The sequence below is a fragment of the Aeromonas sp. ANP5 genome (genome assembly GCF_963870295.1).
Classification (GTDB): Bacteria; Pseudomonadota; Gammaproteobacteria; order Enterobacterales; family Aeromonadaceae; genus Aeromonas; species Aeromonas veronii.
The window spans coordinates 112,809-131,163 of the sequence record NZ_CAWMRY010000010.1 but is presented as its reverse complement, the minus strand read 5'-3'; the positions used below and the strand labels follow the sequence as shown (position 1 = coordinate 131,163).

Sequence of the window (18,355 nt, the reverse complement as noted above, 5' to 3'; positions counted from 1 at the left end):
TATGGCGTAGAGGAGAGCAGTGCCCTCCCCATCAAAGAGATAAGCAGGAAGCAGGAAGCAGGAAGCAGGAAGCAGGAAGCAGGAAGCAGGAAGCAGGAAGCAGGAAGCAGGAAGCAGGAAGCAGGAAGCAGGAAGCAGGAAGCAGGAAGCAGGAGAGATTAACCGAGACAAATGGTTTGCCAAACATCACGTAACACAGCAATCCGGCGATTCATCATGCGCCAATACGCTGTCGCCCAAAAAGAAAATGGCCGAGATATCATCTCGGCCATTCGTAGCTTGGTCAAAGACTCAAGCCAGGATATTACTCATGTGCAACTTATTAGAAGTTGTACTGCAGAGCAACAGTCCACTCGTCATCATGTTTCTCGATACCCTGGATCTTGTACTCGGTGTAAGCTTTCAGCTTCGGAGTGAAAGCGTACTGAACACCCAGCAGGGTCTCGTCAACCAGATCCTTGTAAGTAGAACCGGCAGCTTGAGCGTTGGCCTTGCCTTCTTTGAAGTTGTAACCAGCCAGGAAGGTCCAAGCATCTACGTTGTAAGAAGCAGCCAGCTCGTAACCACGGCCGTCATCTTTCAGACCCAGGCTCTTGTTCTTCACTTCGCCTTCAGTGTAAACACCAGCGAAGTAGAAACCATTGATAGCGTAGTGCGCGCCAACAGCCCACTCGTCTTTCTTACCAGTCTGACCGTTAACTTTGTTTTGCAAGTCGGAGTAGGCATAACCGGCGTTGAAGCCCAGACCGAAGTCAAAGTCGTAGCCAGCGGCAACGGCATAAGCTTTCTTACGCTTAACGTCTTTACCCCAAATAGCGTCTTCTTTGATCTTCTGACCAACGTCAGTGATCTTGACCGCTACGTCATCGTTGGTTTGGTAGGAAACTTTACCTTTGAAACCACCAAAGGTGTTGGAGTAGATAACCTGCCCTTCCTGACGACCGTCATAGAAGTTACCAGCATCGCCCCACTCGTTGAAAATATCGGTAGGCTCGAGTACGTCGTAGAAAGCAGTGTCGGTCTGACCGAAGATGATTTTACCGTACTGGGTGCCGTCAAAGCCTGCATAGATATGACGAGCATCGAACTTGCTAGACTTACCATCACTGCCCTTGTCGGAGTTTTCAGCAGCAACTTGCCACTCGGTCTTGGCAATACCGGACCAAGTGTTGTTCAGAGCAACTTTACCGGACCAGCCCAGACGGGAAGAACCAACCAGCTCGCCGTCGGTATCATCGTGCTCACCGTAGTAGTTAGCCTGTACACGGCCGTATACGTCGAAAGTGGTACCGTCTTTGTCATAGATCACTGCGGCGTTAGCGGCGGATGCAAACAGAGCCGGAATAGCAATAGCCAGAATTGTCTTTTTCATAGTTTCCAATGCCTACTGTAATTAAACACTAAGTTGTTGTTATTCCCTGTGTTAGCGATGTTCTTTGCATCACTATGCCGCCGAGACTAGCACCGGATTTTTTGAACCGCAATGAAAAAACTTGGAACTTTTTACGGAAACCATAGTCATGGAGGCAAAAATGTGAGCCAAGTCTCACCTAGCGGCAAGCTCAAAGGAAAACGTTTACAACGAATCCTGCTGATTATTTGCACTCAAATAGTCTATTTTGCATGCAAATAACGCTAACTACCTGATAAACAACCAAAGTGGTCTGATCAGCGTAAAACTGCCGTGATAATGGCTGTTGCCTCGACCTCACCAAGGGGTTGCGGGTATCCTTGTCCTTCGATTAACCCCTAACTAGCCTTCTCTTCATGCTCTCTACTCGCCTCAAAGCAACCATTCGTCAAACCTATCGCCAGATTTCGGATGGATTACCCGGTTTTGTGCCGCGCAAAGAGCAGAACTTTCTGGTGGCAGAGATAGCCAAAACCCTAACCGGCGAGTACGACAAACAGCGCCGTATTCTGGTGGCCGAAGCGGGAACCGGTATCGGCAAATCTCTTTCTTATGCGCAAGGTGCCATCCCGGTGGCGCGGCTCACCCAGAAGAAGCTGGTGATCTCCACCGCCACCGTGGCCCTGCAAGAGCAGCTGATCCACAAAGACCTCCCTTTTTACCACCGCCACAGCGAGCTGCCGTTTCGCTTTATGCTGGTCAAGGGGCGTCAGCGCTACTGCTGCGAGCATCTGCTGGAGCAGGCAGCCAGTGGTGCCGAGATGGCCAACTTTGAGCTCGACTTTGGCAGTCTGAGCAAATCCAAGCCCTCTGACAGCGACAAAGATCGCTACCAGGCGCTGTGGCAGGCCTACACCAATGGCAAGTGGGACGGGGATCGGGACAACTGGCCGGAGCCCATTCCCGACACTTGCTGGGATCGCATCGCCGCCGACCGCCACACCTGCAACAAGGCGCTGAGCCATCACCAGCACTGCCCCTTTCATCGCGCCCGCAACGACATGGAGAGCGCCGATGTGCTGGTCGTCAACCATGCGCTACTGCTCTCCGATCTCACCATGGGCGGCGGCATCATTCTGCCCCCCCCCGATGAGTGCATCTATGTGCTGGATGAGGCCCATCACCTGCCCACCATCGCCCGGGATCACGGCGCGGCGTCGGCCAGCGTCAAAGGCTCGCGTCGCTGGCTGGAGAAGCTGGTTCAAAGTGCAGGCAAGCTGGCGCGGACACTTAATAAGGAAAGCCTGCTCGACCCCCAACTCAAACTGCAGGATGCACTGGCCTCCATCCAGCCCGACCTGAAGGCGGTCGAGCAGTGGCTCAGCGCCAACGATCGGCTTTTTGGCAGTGAACCTCACTACCGCTTCGCCGAAGGGGTATTGCCGGATCCCCTGCCCATGCTGGCGGAGAATCTCAAGGAGTCGAGCAAGAAGGCGCTGCGAGCGCTGGATCGGATGCAAGGGGCCATAGGTGAAGCGCTGAAAGATGGCGAGATCCGCCGCAAGGAGGCCGAACCTCTGCTGGCAGAGAGCGGTTTTCATCTGCAGCGGCTGGAGAGTTTCTGCGCCCTGTGGGAGATGCTGGGGCGCCATGTCCCGACCGGTAAAACCCCGCTCGCCCGCTGGATGGCCAAGAGCGATGACGGTGATATCTGGCTGCACGCCTCACCGATTGAAGTGGGGTATCTGCTGGAGGAGTGGCTCTGGTCGAAATGTCTGGGAGCCGTACTGGTCTCCGCGACCCTCACAGCACTCTCTTCCTTTAGTTATTTTCGCCATCAGGTGGGGCTCAAGGAGCACGACGGTACCCGCTATCTGCGCCTGCGCTCACCCTTTGACTATCAGAAAGCCGAGCTCTATCTGCCCAAGATGGAGCACGAACCCAACTCGCCAGCCTTTACCAACGAACTCATCAGCGTGCTGCCACGCATTCTGGCGGGCAAGGAGGCGAGTCTGGTGCTCTTCTCCTCCTACCGCCAGATGAATGAGGTGGCCATTGGCTTGCGAGCCAAGGGGCTGTCACTGCTGGTGCAGGGGGAAGCCTCCCGCAATGCCCTGCTCACCCTGCACAAACAAAAATGCGATGGCGGTCAGTCCAGCATCCTGTTTGGTACCGGCAGCTTCTCGGAGGGGCTGGATCTGCCGGGTCACTATCTCACCAATCTGGTGATCACCAAACTCCCCTTTGCGGTACCCAACTCACCGGTCGAGGAGGCCACCGCCGAGTGGGTGGAGCAGCGAGGCGGCAACCCCTTCCTGCAACTGACGGTGCCAGAAGCATCGCGCAAACTGATCCAGGCCTGTGGCCGCCTCATCCGCAAAGAGGCCGATCGGGGACGGGTCACCATTCTCGACCGCCGCCTGCTGACCAAGCGTTATGGCAAGGGGCTGCTCGACGCCCTCCCCCCGTTTACACGGCGTATCGAATAAATAAGCATGCCGTTATTGATAAATGAACCGACAACTGCACGAACATACACCTCCAGAAAGAGCCATTGCCGCAGTAGGCCAAACCTGTAAAAATGAGCCCCTGTTTTCAGTGGGCAATCGCCTGACTGTTCAAGGAGATGAAATGAAACTGACTGTTCTGGTACCGGCGCTGGCTGGTCTGTTGTGGGCCGGTAGCGCCCTTGCTGATGCCCAATTGGAAGTGACCACCCCGTATGTCGTCCAGCTGATCGATGGTCAATCCATCAACCCCAAGCTGCTCGACAAAACCAGCACCTTCCCCCTCTCTGCCGGCAAACACCAGTTGGTCGTCGCCTTTGAAGGCAACTACTCCAGCCGTAACGAAATCAAGCTGGTCACTGCAGAGCCGCTGGTGCTGAACTTCACCGCCGCCGACAATCAGCAGCTGGTGCTGGACTATAAAAAGCCCCGCAACGAAGCCGAAGCCAAGCAGTTTGTCAAAGAGCAGAAAGTGGCGCTGAAAGACAAGGTCAGTGGTCAGCAAGTGAGTAGCGAACAGTTCGTGATGCCGAAAGTAGAGGGCTTCCAGCTGACCCGTGACTATCAGCAAGAGCTGATCAACATGGGGAAAGCCTTCAACCAGCCCAAAGCGGTTGCCGTCTCTTCTGCTGCCGTGATGGCTGCCGCCAGCGCACCGGTTCAGGTTGCCCCCAGCAAGGCTCAAAGCAATCCGGAAGCGCTGACCCAGTTGCAAAACTGGTACAACAAGGCAGATGCGGAAACCCGCAAAGCCTTCCAGATCTGGGTTATCCAGCAGCAATAAACCGAGCTGGGATATTGACTGAAAGGGGAGCCAAGCTCCCCTTTTCCATATCCTGCGGTCTCACTCACGACGCGTCTTGATTTATGCGCTGCCACTTCCCCTTTATATAGGGAGTACATATATGGATTCATCTGCTGATTTCATATATAGAAAGCGCCACCTTGCCGGGGAGAATGGCACCATGTCGTTGCACATTTTCTATCACCCCCTCTACTCCTCCCTGACGCTACCCGAGCGCCATCGCTTCCCGCTGGCCAAGTATCAAGGGCTGTTTGAACGCCTGCAGGTGAAGGGTTACCCCCTTGGCGAAGCGCCCGCCGCTACCCGGGAGCAAATCTGTCGCATTCACGATGCCGATTATGTCGCGGCGGCCCTGAACGGCCAGCTTGAAGAGCGCGCCATCCGCAAGATCGGTTTTCCCTGGTCACCCATGCTGATGGAGCGCACCTTGCGCTCGGTCGGAGCCACTATTGCCGCCAGCCGCTATGCACTTGAGCAGGGCTGCGGCTTGCAGATCTCCGGCGGCTACCACCACGCTCATCGGGATCACGGCAGCGGTTTTTGTCTGTTCAACGATTTGGTGATTGCCGCCCAGGCTTGCCTCGACGAAAAGCGTTGTGAACAGGTACTGATCGTCGATCTCGATGTGCATCAGGGAGATGGCAGTGCGGCCCTGTGCGCCGGACGGCGCGATATCATCACCCTCTCCCTCCATGGGGAGCACAACTTCCCCCATCAAAAAGCCACCTCTCACCTCGACTTTCCGCTGCCAAGCGGCATGGCAGACGATGCCTATCTCACCACATTGCAACAGGCGCTATCACTGGCACTGCGCCTCTATTCGCCGGATCTCATCCTCTATCAGGCGGGCGTCGATGTGCATCATGCCGACGAGCTTGGTTATCTCTCCTTGAGCGATGAAGGGGTTCGCCTGCGCGATGCCATGGTATTTGACTGTGCAATCCAGCATGGGTTGCCTGTCGCCGCTGTGCCCGGTGGCGGCTATCGCCGCGACTGGCAACAGCTGATCCCGCTGCATATGTCGCTGTTTGAAACAGCGCGCCACCGTTTTAGCTGATAGCTTTATAGCGCGGACACCCCATCAGAGTCGGGCGGGCACTTCACCAGATAAAACAGAAGAGGCGACCCTGGGGTCGCCTCTTCGTGTTTCGTCATCTCGGTCACACAAGCTCGCTCGTTGTCAGGCAAGCTCGGGACGCCTGAGGATAACTATTTCTGACGCTTGCGGGCGTACTTGCGACGGGCGCGGGCCTGACGCTCCTCTTCCCGCTCGGCCTTCTCTTTGGCTTTTTGCTCGGCTTCAGCGGCGGCTTCGACAATCTCGACGCTCACCATCTCCGGCGTCTCCAGCGAGATGCGGCCAAGCAAACCGGAGCGGAACTCGTTGATCAGGATCTCGGACGCCTTGTGCAGGTCGGCCAGCCCCCCTTTGCGCATAAACGCTCGCTGGCGGGCGATCATCTCCAGCAGCTCGATCTCGGTCTCGGGCAACTCGTCAATCTGGTAGCGCGCCTTGATCCGCTCCGGATAGGCCTTGATGAAGTAGTCGGCGGCGAACATGGCGATATCGGCATAGTCGAACACAGTGTCTTTAATGGCCGCGGTGATGGCCAGACGATAACCACAGGAGGGCGGGTTGAGCTTGGGCCAGAGGAAACCTGGGGTATCGGTCAGGATAACGTTGTTATCCAGCTTGATCCGCTGCTGGGACTTGGTCACCCCCGCCTCGTTGCCGGTACGGGCGATGATACGCCCCGCCAGGGTATTGATCAGAGTGGACTTGCCCACGTTGGGGATCCCCATGATCATCGCCCGCACGCCGCGCAGCTCAAAATTGCGCTCCGGCAGCATCTCGTGACAGAGAGTCAGCAGTTGCTTGATCTTCTCCGGCTCTTGTTGCGTCAGCGGCAGCGCCTTGATCCCCTTCTCTTTTTCCATGTGCGCCACCCACAGATCGGTGATCGCCGGATCGGCCAGGTCCGCCTTGTTCAGCACCTTGATCACCGGGGTATCACCACGCAGCTCGGGCACCAGCGGGTTTTCGCTGGAGAAGGGGATGCGGGCATCGAGCATCTCGATGATCACATCGACCTGGGGCATGACCTCGGCAATCTCTTTGCGGGCCTTGTGCATGTGACCGGGGAACCAGTTGATGGACATATCCGTTACTCTCTGTGGGGGCTGCGGGCGGGCGCATGGAACAACAGGCGCTCTGCCGCGGGCATCGAACGAAGGGGGCGCATTTTACCTGCTGCGGGCCTATTTTGACAGGTCATTCTAGCCATCACCTCATCAAATCAGCAAACCGCCGAGGTGGAGCGACCTTGCCGGAAACGACCGGGCCAACTCGCCCAATTGACAGATAACACATTGATACAGTGTAACATTTCCATCACTTTTTCACACAACCGTCACCGATAGTCAGTAAAAGTGTCATCTGCCCCCTCTAGGCTGCGCTCAGGTTTTACAAGGAGCGAACCCCAATGAGAAAAATGGCAGGACTTGCAGTGATGATCGGCGCCGCCCTGGCTGCCGGCTGCAAATCAGACAATGACACGGTGGCGACCAAGCCCGCAGCCCAACCCACCAACGTCATCTTCTTCCTCGGTGACGGCATGGGCCTCAACACCCTGACGGCGGCCCGCATCTACGGTGTCGGCGAAGAGGGTGATCTCACCATCGATACCCTGCCAGAGACGGCCTTTATCAAGACCTTCTCCCACGATGCCCAGGTCACTGACTCGGCTCCCTCCATGGCGGCCTACATGACCGGGGTCAAGAGCAACAACGGCGTCATCAGCATGGACGGCGACGCCACCTATGAGAGCGACTGCAGCAAGAGCGCCGGCAAGCCGGTGACCACCCTGCTGGAGCTGGCCAAAGCCGATGGCCGCGGTACCGGCGTGGTAACAAGTACCCGGGTGACCCACGCCACCCCGGCGGCTACCTATGCCCATATCTGCAACCGGGATCTGGAGGCAGATATCGCCGTCCAGCTGGTGCCGGGCGGCAAAGGCTACAACAGCGCCCTCAAGGAGGGGCTGGATGTGGTGCTCGGTGGCGGCAGCAGCTTCTTCCTGCCCAAAGCCGACAAGGGCAAGCGGGAGGATGGCCGCAACCTCATCAGCGAAATGCAGGCGAAGGGCTACCAGTTTGCCAGCAATCTGGATGAGCTGAACAAGGCCGATGCGGGCAAGCCGCTGCTGGGCCTGTTTGGTTCCAGCCACATGAAATATGACCTGGACCGTCCCGCCAGCGAGCCGTCACTGGCCCAGATGACCTTGGCCGCCATCAAGCAGCTCAAGGGCAAAGAGAAGGGTTACTTCCTGATGGTGGAAGGGGGCCGTATCGACCACGCCCTGCACGACACCAACGCCAAGCGGGCGCTGCAGGACACCATCGCCTTCGACAACGCCATCAAGGCTGCTATCGACGAGGTGAAAAAGAGCGACCCCGAGCTGAAAAACACCCTGATCGTGGTCACCGCCGATCACGACCACACGCTAGTGCTCAACGGCTATGCCAAGCGCACCGGCAAGACCACCGCCGACAACCCCGGCGTACTCGGGCTGGTGAAGAACTACGAGACTGGCGAGCCAAGCAAGGATAGCGAGGGCATGCCCTACACCATCATAGGTTTTGGCAACGGCTACAACCGGGTGGATGGCCCGCGCAGCAGCGTCGCCCCGCTCGACGACGCCACCGTCTCCGCCAATGACTACCACCAGGAAGTGGTGGTCAAGGTAGGCGAGATCGGCAACGAGACCCACGGCGGCACAGATGTCTTCCTCGGCGCCATCGGCAAGGGGGCTGACAGCTTCCATGGCTCACTCGATAACACCGCCGTGTTCGGCAAGATCAAGGCTGCGGCCAAGCTGTAAGGAGCACTTTCATGAGCAAACAGATGAACACATCCATCAAGCACACGCTGGTCTGCGCCGCCCTGTTCAGTGCGCTGGGCGCAACCTCCCAGGCACAGGCCGGTGATGCCAAAAACGTCATTCTCTTTATCGGTGATGGCATGGGCCCCACCGTGCTCACCGCCACCCGCCTGTTCAAGGTGGGGGAAGAGGGCAATCTGGAGATGATGAAACTGCCACGCAGTGCCCGCATCAAGACCTTCTCCAACGATGCCCAGACCACCGACTCGGCCCCCTCCATGGCGGCCTACACCACCGGGGTCAAGATGAACAACGAGGTGATCGCCATGAGCAGAGACACCAAAGCCGTCGCCCCCGGCAAAGACGTCAATGGCAACAAAACCGTCAACAATTGCAGCAGCGATAACGGCAAACCGGTGCCCACCATCCTGGAGCTAGCCAAGGCGGCAGGCAAATCGGTCGGAGCCGTCACCACCACCGAGCTGACCCACGCGACCCCGGCGGCTACCTACGCCCACATCTGCCATCGGGATGCCGCTTATGACATCGCTGCACAAGCTGTTCCGGGAGGAACTGGTTTCAACCAGGCGCTTGGGGATGGGGTCGATGTGCTGATGGGCGGTGGTGCCAACCACTGGACCCCCTACAGCGCCAGCAACAAGGGCGGTCGCAATGACAACCGCGACCTGACCGCCGAGATGAAGGCGCAGGGATACAGCTATGTCACCACCCAAAGTGAACTGGCCAAGGTCACCAGTGGCAAGGTGCTCGGTCTGTTCAGCAGCAAATCCCACCTCGACTACGAGCTGGATCGGGTCGCCAAGGGGGCTGCCAATACCCAGCCGTCCCTCTCCGAAATGACCGCCAAGGCGATCGACCTGCTGAGCAAGAACAGTCAGGGTTACTTCCTGATGGTAGAAGGCGGCCGGATCGATCACGCCCTGCACGGCACCAATGCCAAGCGCTCGCTCACCGACGCGGTGGCACTGGATGAGGCGGTCAAGACGGCGCTGGGTAAAGTGGATCTCAACAATACCCTGATCGTGGTCACCGCCGACCATGACCACACCATGACCATTAACGGCTACTCCGCCAAGGGCAATCCGGTGCTGGATCTGGTGAAAAATGGCGACGGCTCGACCCAGAACGATGTGGATGGCAAGCCCTTCACCACCCTGGTGTTCGGTAACGGCCCCAACCGCCCCGATGTACGCCCAGTCCTCACCAGCGATCAGGTGATGGCCAATGACTATCTGCAGGAGACCGGCGTCAAACTGACATCGGAAACCCACGGAGGCGGCGATGTGATGCTGTTTGCCGATGGCGCCGGCAGCAACCGCTTCAAAGGCACGCTGGATAACACCAAGGTGTTTGGCAAACTGCGGGAGGCGCTCGGCCTGTAAGCAGCAGGGGCCTGGGTGCATCTGAGCAATTGACTCAGCGGCCCGGGCCCCGGCTCTTTCGAGCGACAGATGATGATGCGACTTTTGCTTTCGTTATGGCTGCTTGGCAGCACCCTCGCCTTCCCTCTGCATGCTGACGACCCCCCCCCGGATCTCGCCGCCCGGATCAGCTATCACGACCGGAACACCGGCAGCGATGGCATCGCCAGAGAGAGTGTCTGGCAAGAGAAGTGGCTGCGGGTGGGCAATCAGGTGTGGAGCCAGCGGCTCATTCCCCTCCCCCTTGCCCGCGCCTATCACGCCACTCACGACGCAACCCCCGGCCACAAGCACTTTACCCACCAGATGGCAGCCCGCTGGGTCAGCCGCAGTGATGAGGGTGAAATTCAGCTGCGCTATGCCGACAGCTGGCACAACCAGCTGGTTGAGGTGCCGGTGGAAGAGTATGGCCAGGTGGCCTTCAAGCCCGACTGGCCGCGGATCCGCCATCTCGTCAACCCGACGCTGCTCGAGGGAATGACCCCGCTGGATGAGGCCGCCCCCGAGCAGGCCCGCTGGTATGAAAAGCGCGAAGGGCAGCAACGAACCCGGATTCTCTGGTCGAGTCAGTGGCAGATCCCGCTGGTGGTCGAGTCGGCCAGTCTCGACGGCTATCGCAGCTACCGGATGGAGGTGACCCTGCGCAAGCTGCCTGCTCAGCTCCCCTGGCAGCAACTCGCTGATTACGAAGTGCGCGATCTGCGGGATTTCTTCGACTGAGATCCCAACCCCTCAGCGGGCACAACGACAACGCAGGCAGGAATGTTACACTCTGCATATTCGACTCTGGCTCACGACCTTGATGCGCGCTCTCTGCCTGCCCTTTTTTGCCCTGCTGTTATTGCTGGTGAACACCGGTGCCCAGGCTATTGTGCTGGTGGCAGCCGAGCTGCCCCCTTACGTCATTCAGTCCTCCCATGGTAAACCCAGCGGGGTGGGTATCGAGATCATGGAGGAAGCAGCCCGCCGTCTAGGCGAGCCGCTTACCATCGAGCTGATGCCACTTCCACGTGCACTGACCCAGACAATTCACCGTCCCGATGTATTGATGATACCGCCCGTGCGAAGCAGTCAGCGAGAGCACCTCTATCAGTGGGTAACGCCCATCCTCGATGAGCAGTTTTTGATCGTCAGCGATCGCCGGTTTCACCCAAAAGCACTGAAAAGCAGCGATTTGAAAAACCTTGATGTGGGCGTGCTGCGCTACTCGTTTGGTCAACACCTACTCAAACAACGCATCGGGATCCGGGGAGAGACAGTGGCAGATGAGCAACTCAACGCTCATAAACTCCATCGCGGTCGCATTGATGCCTGGGTCGCCGCATGGAATGTCATCCTGTATGCCCAACAACAAGACAAACGCTCATCACAACAGCTGGTTCGCGGGGAAGTGTTGATGAACACCCAACTGTTCCTGGCCGCTCACAAGGATTTCCCCTTCAAACAGGCGCAGCGCTGGCAAGCCGTGATAGACGAGATGCGCCATGATGGCACACTGGCGCGGATCATCCGTCAGTACAACTATCAGGCTCCTGAGTAGTCACTCAATCGCGGTTGCCAAGGCCGGCCAGAATGGTTATGGTAGGCCTATGAAAATACTCGCTATTTCCTCGCATTTGCTCACACCCTGCTGAGCCCCCGCCTCGCTCCTTCGGCCGCGAGTCGCTTGGGGGCATGGCATTTTCAATCGATTGAACCTGTTGAATCCATTTTTGTAACACTTTGCGTGATGGCCAACCTGCACCCGCCGGTATGGGCCTATCCGCTATTGATAAGGAATATCTTATGAAACAACCACATCTGGTTATCTCCAGCCTTGATCTGGACCGTATCGAACAACTGCTCGGCAACCACCCGCAGCATCTGGCCCTGCAAGAGGAGCTGGACCGCGCCGAGATCCGCGAACCGGCCGACATGCCGCCGGACGTGGTCACCATGAACAGCAAGGTGCGCTTCAAGATGCAGAGCAGCGGCAACGAGTTCTGCCTCACCCTGGTCTACCCGCGCGATGCCAAGGGCGACGAGAGCAATATCTCGGTACTGGCGCCGGTGGGCAGCGCCCTGCTCGGCCTGAAAGTAGGCGACAGCATCGCCTGGCCGGGCCCGGCCGGTCGCACCATCGAGGTAGAAATTCTGGAAGTGGTCTATCAGCCGGAGCGCGCCGGCGAGCTGCACCGCTGAGTCCCCCGGGCTGGTCATCCCCCTGTTGATCAGCCCGCTTGCTCGCCCTTGCCAGCTGATCCCGATCAAGCTTTACGCACCTTGCCCCCCGGTTTTTAGCCCCTTTTCCTGCTGCTGCTTGAGCCTGACTCGGGGGGCAGGTATCTTGTTGGCCGCGTCATGGTCATGACGCACCGAATTTCAGGCTGACATCATGATAAAAATTGCCCTCATCGACGATCACCAGATCGTCCGATCCGGTTTTGCCCAACTGCTCAATCTGGAGCCCGACCTGCAGGTGGTCGCCGAATTCGGCTCCGCCAGCGACGCCCTTGCCGGTCTGCCCGGCAGCGGGGCGCGGGTCTGTGTCTGCGACATCTCGATGCCCGACCTGTCGGGACTGGATCTGCTCAAGCAGCTCCCCTCCGGCTTGGCTGTAGTGATGCTCTCGGTGCACGACAGCCCGGCCCTCATCGAGCAGGCCTTGCAAACCGGCGCCAAGGGGTTTCTCTCCAAACGCTGCAGTCCGGACGAGCTGATCGCTGCCGTGCGCACCGCCGCCCAGGGGGGGTGTTATCTGACGCCGGACATCGCCCAGAAACTGGCCAGCAGCAGCCGGGATCCCCTCACCAATCGGGAGCGGGAGATTGCCCAGTTGCTGGCACAGGGGCTGGAGGTGAAAGCCATCGCCGAGCAGCTCGGCCTCTCCCCCAAGACGGTTCACGTCCATCGCGCCAACCTGATGGACAAGCTCAAGGTCAGCAACAACGTCGAGCTGGCCCACCGCATGCTGGATAGCTGGTGATCTCCCGTTTTGCCAGCTATGTCGCCATCGCGCTGGCGGCCTGCTTCATCTTTGCCGCCGGCTGGTTTTGCCTCTGGAGCATCAGCCTGCATCTGGCGGGCGGCCCGGCGCTGGCGGTGCTGCTGTTCCCCTTCGGCCTGCGCCTCGGCTTGCTGCTGCAAAGCCCGGGCCACTACTGGCCGCCGCTATTATTGTGCGAAGGGCTGCTGCTCTACTGGCTCAATCTGGAGGTGGGGCTGCCCCACTGGCCTTGGCTGGTCGCAGGCAGTCTGCTGACCCTGCTACCGCTGCTGATTGCCCGTCGCCAACAGGTGCGCAACGACTGGCAGCAACTGTTGCTGCTGCTCGCCACCGTCACGGCGGCAGCGCTGCTGCAAGCCCTGCTCTGGCATCTGGCCGGGGAAGATGGCCTCTCGGCCCTGCTGCTCAGCCTGACCGGCGGGCTGACGCTGACCTCCACCTGCATGCTGATCTGGCACTACCTCACCCGCGCCACTTGGGTGCCGCTGGGGCCTGCGCTGGTGGATCAACCGATGGAGTGGCGCTTTCGCCATCTGGTCTGGTATCTGTTGCTGTTCGTATTGAGCCTCTGGCTGCAACTGGGATTGCCCAACTCGCTGGTACGCTTTACCCCGTTTTGTCTCGCCATCCCCATCATCGCCATGGCGTGGCGCTACGGCTGGCAGGGGGCGCTGCTCGCCACACTGATGAACACCATCGCCCTGCTGGCCAGTCAGGCCTGGCACGATCACCCCCTCGATCTGCTGCTCTCCCTGCTGGCCCAGAGCCTCACCGGCCTGCTGCTAGGCGCCGGGATCCAGCGCCAGCGCGAACTCAATCAGGCGCTGACCCGCCAGCTCGCCCATAATCGCCAGCTCACCGAACGGCTGCTGGAGACCGAGGAGAGTATCCGCAAGGAGGTGGCGCGCGAGCTGCACGACGATATCGGCCAGACCATCACCGCCATTCGTACCCAGGCCGGGATCGTGCGCCGCCTCGCCCCCGATAATGCAGGGGTGGGCCAGAGCAGTGCCCTCATCGATACACTGTCGCTCGGGATCTACGACGCGGTGCGCGGTCTGCTCGGGCGGCTGCGCCCGCGCCAACTCGACGACATGACTCTTGAACAGGCGGTACGGGCACTGCTGCGGGAGCTGGAGCTAGAGCGTCACGGCATCGTCACCCGGCTGGAGTGGCAACTGGCGGATGGGGATCTCTCCGATGCCCAGCGGGTCACCCTGTTTCGGGTCTGTCAGGAGGGGCTCAACAACGTGGTCAAACATGCCAACGCCCACTCGGTCACCATTCGTGCCCGGGCCAGCGGCGAGCTGTTGCAACTGGTGCTGGAAGATGATGGCCGCGGCCTGCCGGAAAGCCGTCCGCAACAGGGCTATGGCCTGCTCGGCATTCGCGAGCGGGTACAGGCCCTAGGGGGCAGTTTGCAACTCTCGTGCATCCACGGCACCCAGCTGACGGTCAACCTGCCCAGTCGCAGACGGGAAGAGAGTCATGGCTAATCACCACCAGAGGGCCAGCCTGTGCTGAGTTTTATGAGAAGCGCGCCGCCCCGGCCCCTTATCCGGGATCAGGCCGAGATCGATGCCACCTATCGCCACTGGCGGCTGCACCTGCTGCTGACCATGTATCTGGGCTACGCGGTCTTCTACTTCACCCGCAAGAGCTTCAACTTCGCCATGCCGGACATGCTGGCGAGCGGCATGCTGGACAAGTCCGATATCGGCATGCTGTGGACTCTGTTCTACATCACCTACGGCTGCTCCAAGTTCTTCTCCGGCATCATCAGTGACCGCGCCAACCCGCGCTACTTTATGGGTGTCGGACTGATGGCCACCGGCGTTATCAATATCCTGTTCGGCCTCTCGTCGGCACTCTGGATGTTTGCCGCCCTCTGGGTCGCCAACGCCTTCTTCCAGGGCTGGGGCTGGCCCCCCTGCTCCAAGCTGCTTACCAGCTGGTATTCGCGCACCGAGCGCGGCGTCTGGTGGTCAGCCTGGAATACCGCCCACAACGTGGGCGGGGCGCTCATCCCTCTCATCGTCAGCACCATCGCTCTGCAACATGGCTGGCGCTACGGCATGATAGTGCCCGGCCTTATCGCCATCATCGCGGGGTTGTTCCTCTGCTGGCGATTGCGGGATACCCCGAGTGCCATGGGACTGCCGACAGTGGGCGAGTGGCGCAAGGATGCCATGGAGCTGGCCCAGCAGACTCAGGATGCGGGGCTCTCCCATCGCCAGATCCTGCGCAAATATGTGCTGGGCAACCCCTATATCTGGCTGCTCGCCTGCTGTTACGTGCTGGTCTATGTGGTGCGTACCGCCATCAATGACTGGGGCAACCTCTATATGACCGAGCAGCGCGGCTTCAATCTGATGAGCGCCAACTCGGCTATCTCCATGTTCGAGGTGGGAGGCTTTATCGGTGCGCTGGTGGCGGGCTGGGGATCGGACAAGCTGTTCAACGGCAACCGTGGCCCAATGAACCTCATCTTTGCGGTGGGGATCCTGCTGGCGGTGGGATCGCTCTGGCTGATGCCCTTCTTCAGCTATGTGATGCAGGCGGCCTGCTTCTTTACTATCGGCTTTTTCGTGTTTGGCCCCCAGATGCTGATCGGCATGGCGGCGGCGGAGTGCTCCCACAAAAATTCAGCAGGGGCAGCCACCGGCTTTGTCGGGCTGTTCGCCTACATGGGGGCGGCGCTGTCGGGCTATCCGCTGGCCAAGGTGATGGAGATCTGGCACTGGAACGGCTTCTTCGTAGTGATCTCGGTGGCGGCAGGCGTTTCGGCCCTGCTGCTGCTCCCCTTCCTCAAGGCGCAGGCACCGCGCCCCCAGCCTGCCGAGATAACGTAATACCGGACTGAACGGGAGTTACACCTCCCGACCAGCCTGACAGACCCGGTTCTTGCCCTGCCGCTTGGCGCAATAGAGCGCATGGTCGGCCTGAGTGAACAGAGGGTCAAAGTGCCACTCCCCTTGCCAGTGGGAGAGACCCATGCTGACCGTGATGGAGAGGCCGCCCATGTCGCGGTTCGCGACCTCCCCCAGCAATCCCTCGCAGCGCTGCAGGGCCAGCACGCCGGGCTGCGAGAAGAGCAGCACAAACTCCTCGCCACCGAAACGACTGCACACCAGATCGGGCTGACTACCCAGATAGGCACCGAGCTCGGCCAGCACCCGATCACCCACCTCATGGCCATGCTGGTCATTGATCTGCTTGAAATCATCGATGTCGAGCACCGCCAGCGCGCCACTGTCGCCCCACTTTTGCTGCTTCAGCTGCTCCATAAAGCCACGCCGGTTGAGCAGACCGGTAAGAGGGTCGTGGCTAGCCTGCTGGCGCAGCGCCAGCGCACGGTACTGGGTACAGAGCAGCAGCACCCCGAAGGTGGAAAGATAGCTCCCCATCAGCATGGAGAGAAAGGGCAGCACATTGACCCCGCTCTTATCCATCAGCATCTGTACGTTGTCCTGCCAGAGGAACCAGAGCCGCATCAGGTAGAAGGCGTAGAGCAGCACATTGACCAGGGTAAAGACCATCACCGCCGGCAGATAGTGGGGGTAGCCGTGGCGCCAGACCAGATAGACGATCACAGCACCCAGCACCATGTAACTCAGGCAAGCCAGCAACACCCGGGATGCCATCCCCCCCTCCACAATGCACCAGCTCAGAAGCAGCAGATAGACCAGCATGAAGAGCCCCCCGGCACGCCAGTTCGGGGGCTGTCCGAAAAAGCGCTGCAGCGCCGGCGGCATCAACACAATGCAGAGCGTGATCAGGGTATTGGCCAGCCAGATGCCGGAGGGGCTGGGGAAAAATGCCTGTAACGAGAAAAGTATCTGGGCCACCAGCGCACAGAGACTGGACCACCACCATAACCCGATGCCCGGGATCTCCCGGTGAGTCGACCAGATAATGGAGAGCGTGATAAACCCGAGGCTATATCCCCCCAATGCCATCACCATCAGGGTAAATACATCCAGCTTCAGCAACAACGAGACATCCATATCAAAACCAGGCAGAGGGAGGTAAGTGAGTATATGAGAACCGTTTGCCAAGACCCAGAGACCCTGACTGTTTTCACAATAAAAACATATTGTTCGTCTGTTTTTCACACCACCAGATAACTCACACCATTCCGCTATAGCAGGTTTGAGATATGCAAGAAAGATAAGCCCAACCAGAATAAAGCCACATACGAGCCCCTCTCTATGTAACAAAATGTCTTGGGGATAATTTGGGCTTGAACCCACCCCATTAGATAGATATGTTGTTTTCGTGTGATTTTATGAATGAAGCCATGATCAATAAATGTCTCTAACCTGTTGAGTCTTCTGACACAATCTGTTTTTGGTACATTTTTCACTCAACCACTATTCATAGCATCTCATATGGGGCTTTTGTCCCGCTCAAGACATTCATCCTGTCTTGCCTGTTGCCGGATGCAGCAGTCTCTTGTGCCACGGAGTCGCACGGGATCAGGTTCAAGGCCGAACACACCACCGACAGAGACGTCACTTATGATCAAAAAACTGATTCTTTCTACCCTGCTGTTTTGCGGGATCGCCACGGCGGCCCCAACCCCAGCCCCTACCTCCACCCTGGATGCCGTGCTCGAACGCGGCGTGCTGCGAGTCGGCTTCGACGCTGGCTATCAACCCTTCGAGATGACCAACAAGCAGGGCCAATACATCGGCTTTGATGTGGATCTCGCCAAGATGGTCGCCAAAGAGATGGGCGTGAAGGTCGAATTCGTCAACACCGCCTGGGATGGCATCATTCCGGCGCTGCTGACCAATAAGTTCGACGTCATCATGGGCGGCATGACCGTCACTCCCCAGCGCAACCTGCGGGTCAACTTCGCCGATCCTTACATCGTGGTCGGCCAGACCATCGTCCTGCGCAAAGAGAAGGCGGGCGAAATCAAATCCTTCACCGACCTCAACGACCCGAAATACAAGATCGCGGTCAAGCTCGGCACCACCGGCGAGCAGGCAGTCAAGCGCCTTATCCCCAAAGCTACCCTGCTGCAGTTTGAAACCCAGGATGACGCCAAGCTGGAGGTGATCAACGGCAAGGTCGATGCGTTCGTCTATGACCTGCCCTACAATGCTATCTTCGCCTCCCAGAATCAGGGCGCCGTGGTGCACCTCGACAAGCCGTTCACCTTCGAGCCGCTGGCCTGGGCCATCCGCAAAGGGGATCAGGACACCCTCAACTGGTTCAACAACTACCTGCGCCAGATCAAGGGCGATGGCAGCTACGACCGTCTCTACAAGAAGTGGTTCGAATCCAACGCCTGGCTGAATCAGCTCAAATAACCTCCGGGGGGCGGCACATGCCGCCCCTGCACCACGCAGCTCCCCACACAATAACGAGAAGA

At 58.8% G+C, this 18,355-nt stretch carries 15 protein-coding genes; 12 read left to right on the top strand and 3 right to left on the bottom strand.

What is annotated here, in order from left to right; all coding sequences use genetic code 11:
• Positions 1 to 322: 322 nt before the first annotated feature.
• Positions 323 to 1,372, bottom strand: a complete 1,050-nt coding sequence (locus tag AACT07_RS08375) for a porin (protein WP_005359589.1) — start codon at positions 1,370 to 1,372, stop codon at positions 323 to 325.
• Between the two features lie 395 nt (positions 1,373 to 1,767).
• On the opposite strand from AACT07_RS08375, the gene dinG reads away from it, so the two are divergent.
• The 3 genes from dinG to AACT07_RS08360 all read left to right on the top strand — a co-directional run bounded on the left by dinG (position 1,768) and on the right by AACT07_RS08360 (position 5,720).
• Positions 1,768 to 3,840: an ATP-dependent DNA helicase DinG gene (dinG, locus tag AACT07_RS08370; protein WP_069527189.1), complete on the top strand. Its 2,073-nt coding sequence runs from the start codon at positions 1,768 to 1,770 to the stop codon at positions 3,838 to 3,840.
• Between the two features lie 142 nt (positions 3,841 to 3,982).
• A complete protein-coding gene (locus tag AACT07_RS08365) occupies positions 3,983 to 4,642 on the top strand; it encodes a YccT family protein (protein ID WP_058056075.1) in 660 nt (219 codons plus the stop codon).
• Between the two features lie 181 nt (positions 4,643 to 4,823).
• Entirely contained in the window at positions 4,824 to 5,720 is an 897-nt protein-coding gene (locus tag AACT07_RS08360; protein WP_069527187.1) for a histone deacetylase family protein, read from the top strand.
• A 152-nt stretch (positions 5,721 to 5,872) separates the two neighbouring features.
• Here the strand turns inward: AACT07_RS08360 and ylqF are convergent, their stop codons facing one another.
• A complete protein-coding gene (gene ylqF, locus AACT07_RS08355) occupies positions 5,873 to 6,823 on the bottom strand; it encodes a ribosome biogenesis GTPase YlqF (RefSeq protein WP_005334061.1) in 951 nt (316 codons plus the stop codon).
• Positions 6,824 to 7,146: 323 nt separating this feature from the next.
• On the opposite strand from ylqF, the gene AACT07_RS08350 reads away from it, so the two are divergent.
• The 8 genes from AACT07_RS08350 to AACT07_RS08315 all read left to right on the top strand — a co-directional run bounded on the left by AACT07_RS08350 (position 7,147) and on the right by AACT07_RS08315 (position 15,824).
• Positions 7,147 to 8,544: an alkaline phosphatase gene (locus tag AACT07_RS08350; protein WP_005334065.1), complete on the top strand. Its 1,398-nt coding sequence runs from the start codon at positions 7,147 to 7,149 to the stop codon at positions 8,542 to 8,544.
• 11 nt (positions 8,545 to 8,555) lie between these two features.
• On the top strand, positions 8,556 to 9,947 hold the full coding sequence (locus AACT07_RS08345; RefSeq protein ID WP_069527185.1) for an alkaline phosphatase: 1,392 nt from the start codon (positions 8,556 to 8,558) through the stop codon (positions 9,945 to 9,947).
• Between the two features lie 72 nt (positions 9,948 to 10,019).
• A complete protein-coding gene (locus tag AACT07_RS08340; RefSeq protein ID WP_069527201.1) occupies positions 10,020 to 10,706 on the top strand; it encodes a hypothetical protein in 687 nt (228 codons plus the stop codon).
• Between the two features lie 82 nt (positions 10,707 to 10,788).
• On the top strand, positions 10,789 to 11,526 hold the full coding sequence (locus AACT07_RS08335) for a substrate-binding periplasmic protein (protein ID WP_058056071.1): 738 nt from the start codon (positions 10,789 to 10,791) through the stop codon (positions 11,524 to 11,526).
• 245 nt (positions 11,527 to 11,771) lie between these two features.
• On the top strand, positions 11,772 to 12,167 hold the full coding sequence (rnk, locus tag AACT07_RS08330; protein WP_005334070.1) for a nucleoside diphosphate kinase regulator: 396 nt from the start codon (positions 11,772 to 11,774) through the stop codon (positions 12,165 to 12,167).
• A 193-nt stretch (positions 12,168 to 12,360) separates the two neighbouring features.
• On the top strand, positions 12,361 to 12,951 hold the full coding sequence (gene uhpA / locus AACT07_RS08325; protein ID WP_069527183.1) for a transcriptional regulator UhpA: 591 nt from the start codon (positions 12,361 to 12,363) through the stop codon (positions 12,949 to 12,951).
• Positions 12,948 to 14,468: a signal transduction histidine-protein kinase/phosphatase UhpB gene (gene uhpB / locus AACT07_RS08320; RefSeq protein WP_069527181.1), complete on the top strand. Its 1,521-nt coding sequence runs from the start codon at positions 12,948 to 12,950 to the stop codon at positions 14,466 to 14,468. Before uhpA ends, uhpB begins: the two co-directional genes overlap by 4 nt.
• A 21-nt stretch (positions 14,469 to 14,489) precedes the next feature.
• Entirely contained in the window at positions 14,490 to 15,824 is a 1,335-nt protein-coding gene (locus AACT07_RS08315; RefSeq protein ID WP_047439233.1) for an MFS transporter, read from the top strand.
• Between the two features lie 18 nt (positions 15,825 to 15,842).
• Here AACT07_RS08315 and AACT07_RS08310 read toward each other — a convergent pair whose 3' ends face one another.
• Positions 15,843 to 16,979, bottom strand: a complete 1,137-nt coding sequence (locus AACT07_RS08310) for a GGDEF domain-containing protein (protein WP_069527179.1) — start codon at positions 16,977 to 16,979, stop codon at positions 15,843 to 15,845.
• 513 nt (positions 16,980 to 17,492) lie between these two features.
• Between AACT07_RS08310 and AACT07_RS08305 the strand changes: the two genes are divergently transcribed.
• Positions 17,493 to 18,293: a transporter substrate-binding domain-containing protein gene (locus tag AACT07_RS08305; RefSeq protein WP_005334079.1), complete on the top strand. Its 801-nt coding sequence runs from the start codon at positions 17,493 to 17,495 to the stop codon at positions 18,291 to 18,293.
• Positions 18,294 to 18,355: the final 62 nt, after the last annotated feature.

Coding starts and splice junctions, on each gene's coding strand:
- AACT07_RS08375 (WP_005359589.1), bottom strand. CDS start 1,372: ATGAAAAAGACAATTCTGGCTATTGCTATTCCGGCTCTGTTTGCATCC.
- dinG (WP_069527189.1), top strand. CDS start 1,768: ATGCTCTCTACTCGCCTCAAAGCAACCATTCGTCAAACCTATCGCCAG.
- AACT07_RS08365 (WP_058056075.1), top strand. CDS start 3,983: ATGAAACTGACTGTTCTGGTACCGGCGCTGGCTGGTCTGTTGTGGGCC.
- AACT07_RS08360 (WP_069527187.1), top strand. CDS start 4,824: ATGTCGTTGCACATTTTCTATCACCCCCTCTACTCCTCCCTGACGCTA.
- ylqF (WP_005334061.1), bottom strand. CDS start 6,823: ATGTCCATCAACTGGTTCCCCGGTCACATGCACAAGGCCCGCAAAGAG.
- AACT07_RS08350 (WP_005334065.1), top strand. CDS start 7,147: ATGAGAAAAATGGCAGGACTTGCAGTGATGATCGGCGCCGCCCTGGCT.
- AACT07_RS08345 (WP_069527185.1), top strand. CDS start 8,556: ATGAGCAAACAGATGAACACATCCATCAAGCACACGCTGGTCTGCGCC.
- AACT07_RS08340 (WP_069527201.1), top strand. CDS start 10,020: ATGATGCGACTTTTGCTTTCGTTATGGCTGCTTGGCAGCACCCTCGCC.
- AACT07_RS08335 (WP_058056071.1), top strand. CDS start 10,789: ATGCGCGCTCTCTGCCTGCCCTTTTTTGCCCTGCTGTTATTGCTGGTG.
- rnk (WP_005334070.1), top strand. CDS start 11,772: ATGAAACAACCACATCTGGTTATCTCCAGCCTTGATCTGGACCGTATC.
- uhpA (WP_069527183.1), top strand. CDS start 12,361: ATGATAAAAATTGCCCTCATCGACGATCACCAGATCGTCCGATCCGGT.
- AACT07_RS08310 (WP_069527179.1), bottom strand. CDS start 16,979: ATGGATGTCTCGTTGTTGCTGAAGCTGGATGTATTTACCCTGATGGTG.
- AACT07_RS08305 (WP_005334079.1), top strand. CDS start 17,493: ATGATCAAAAAACTGATTCTTTCTACCCTGCTGTTTTGCGGGATCGCC.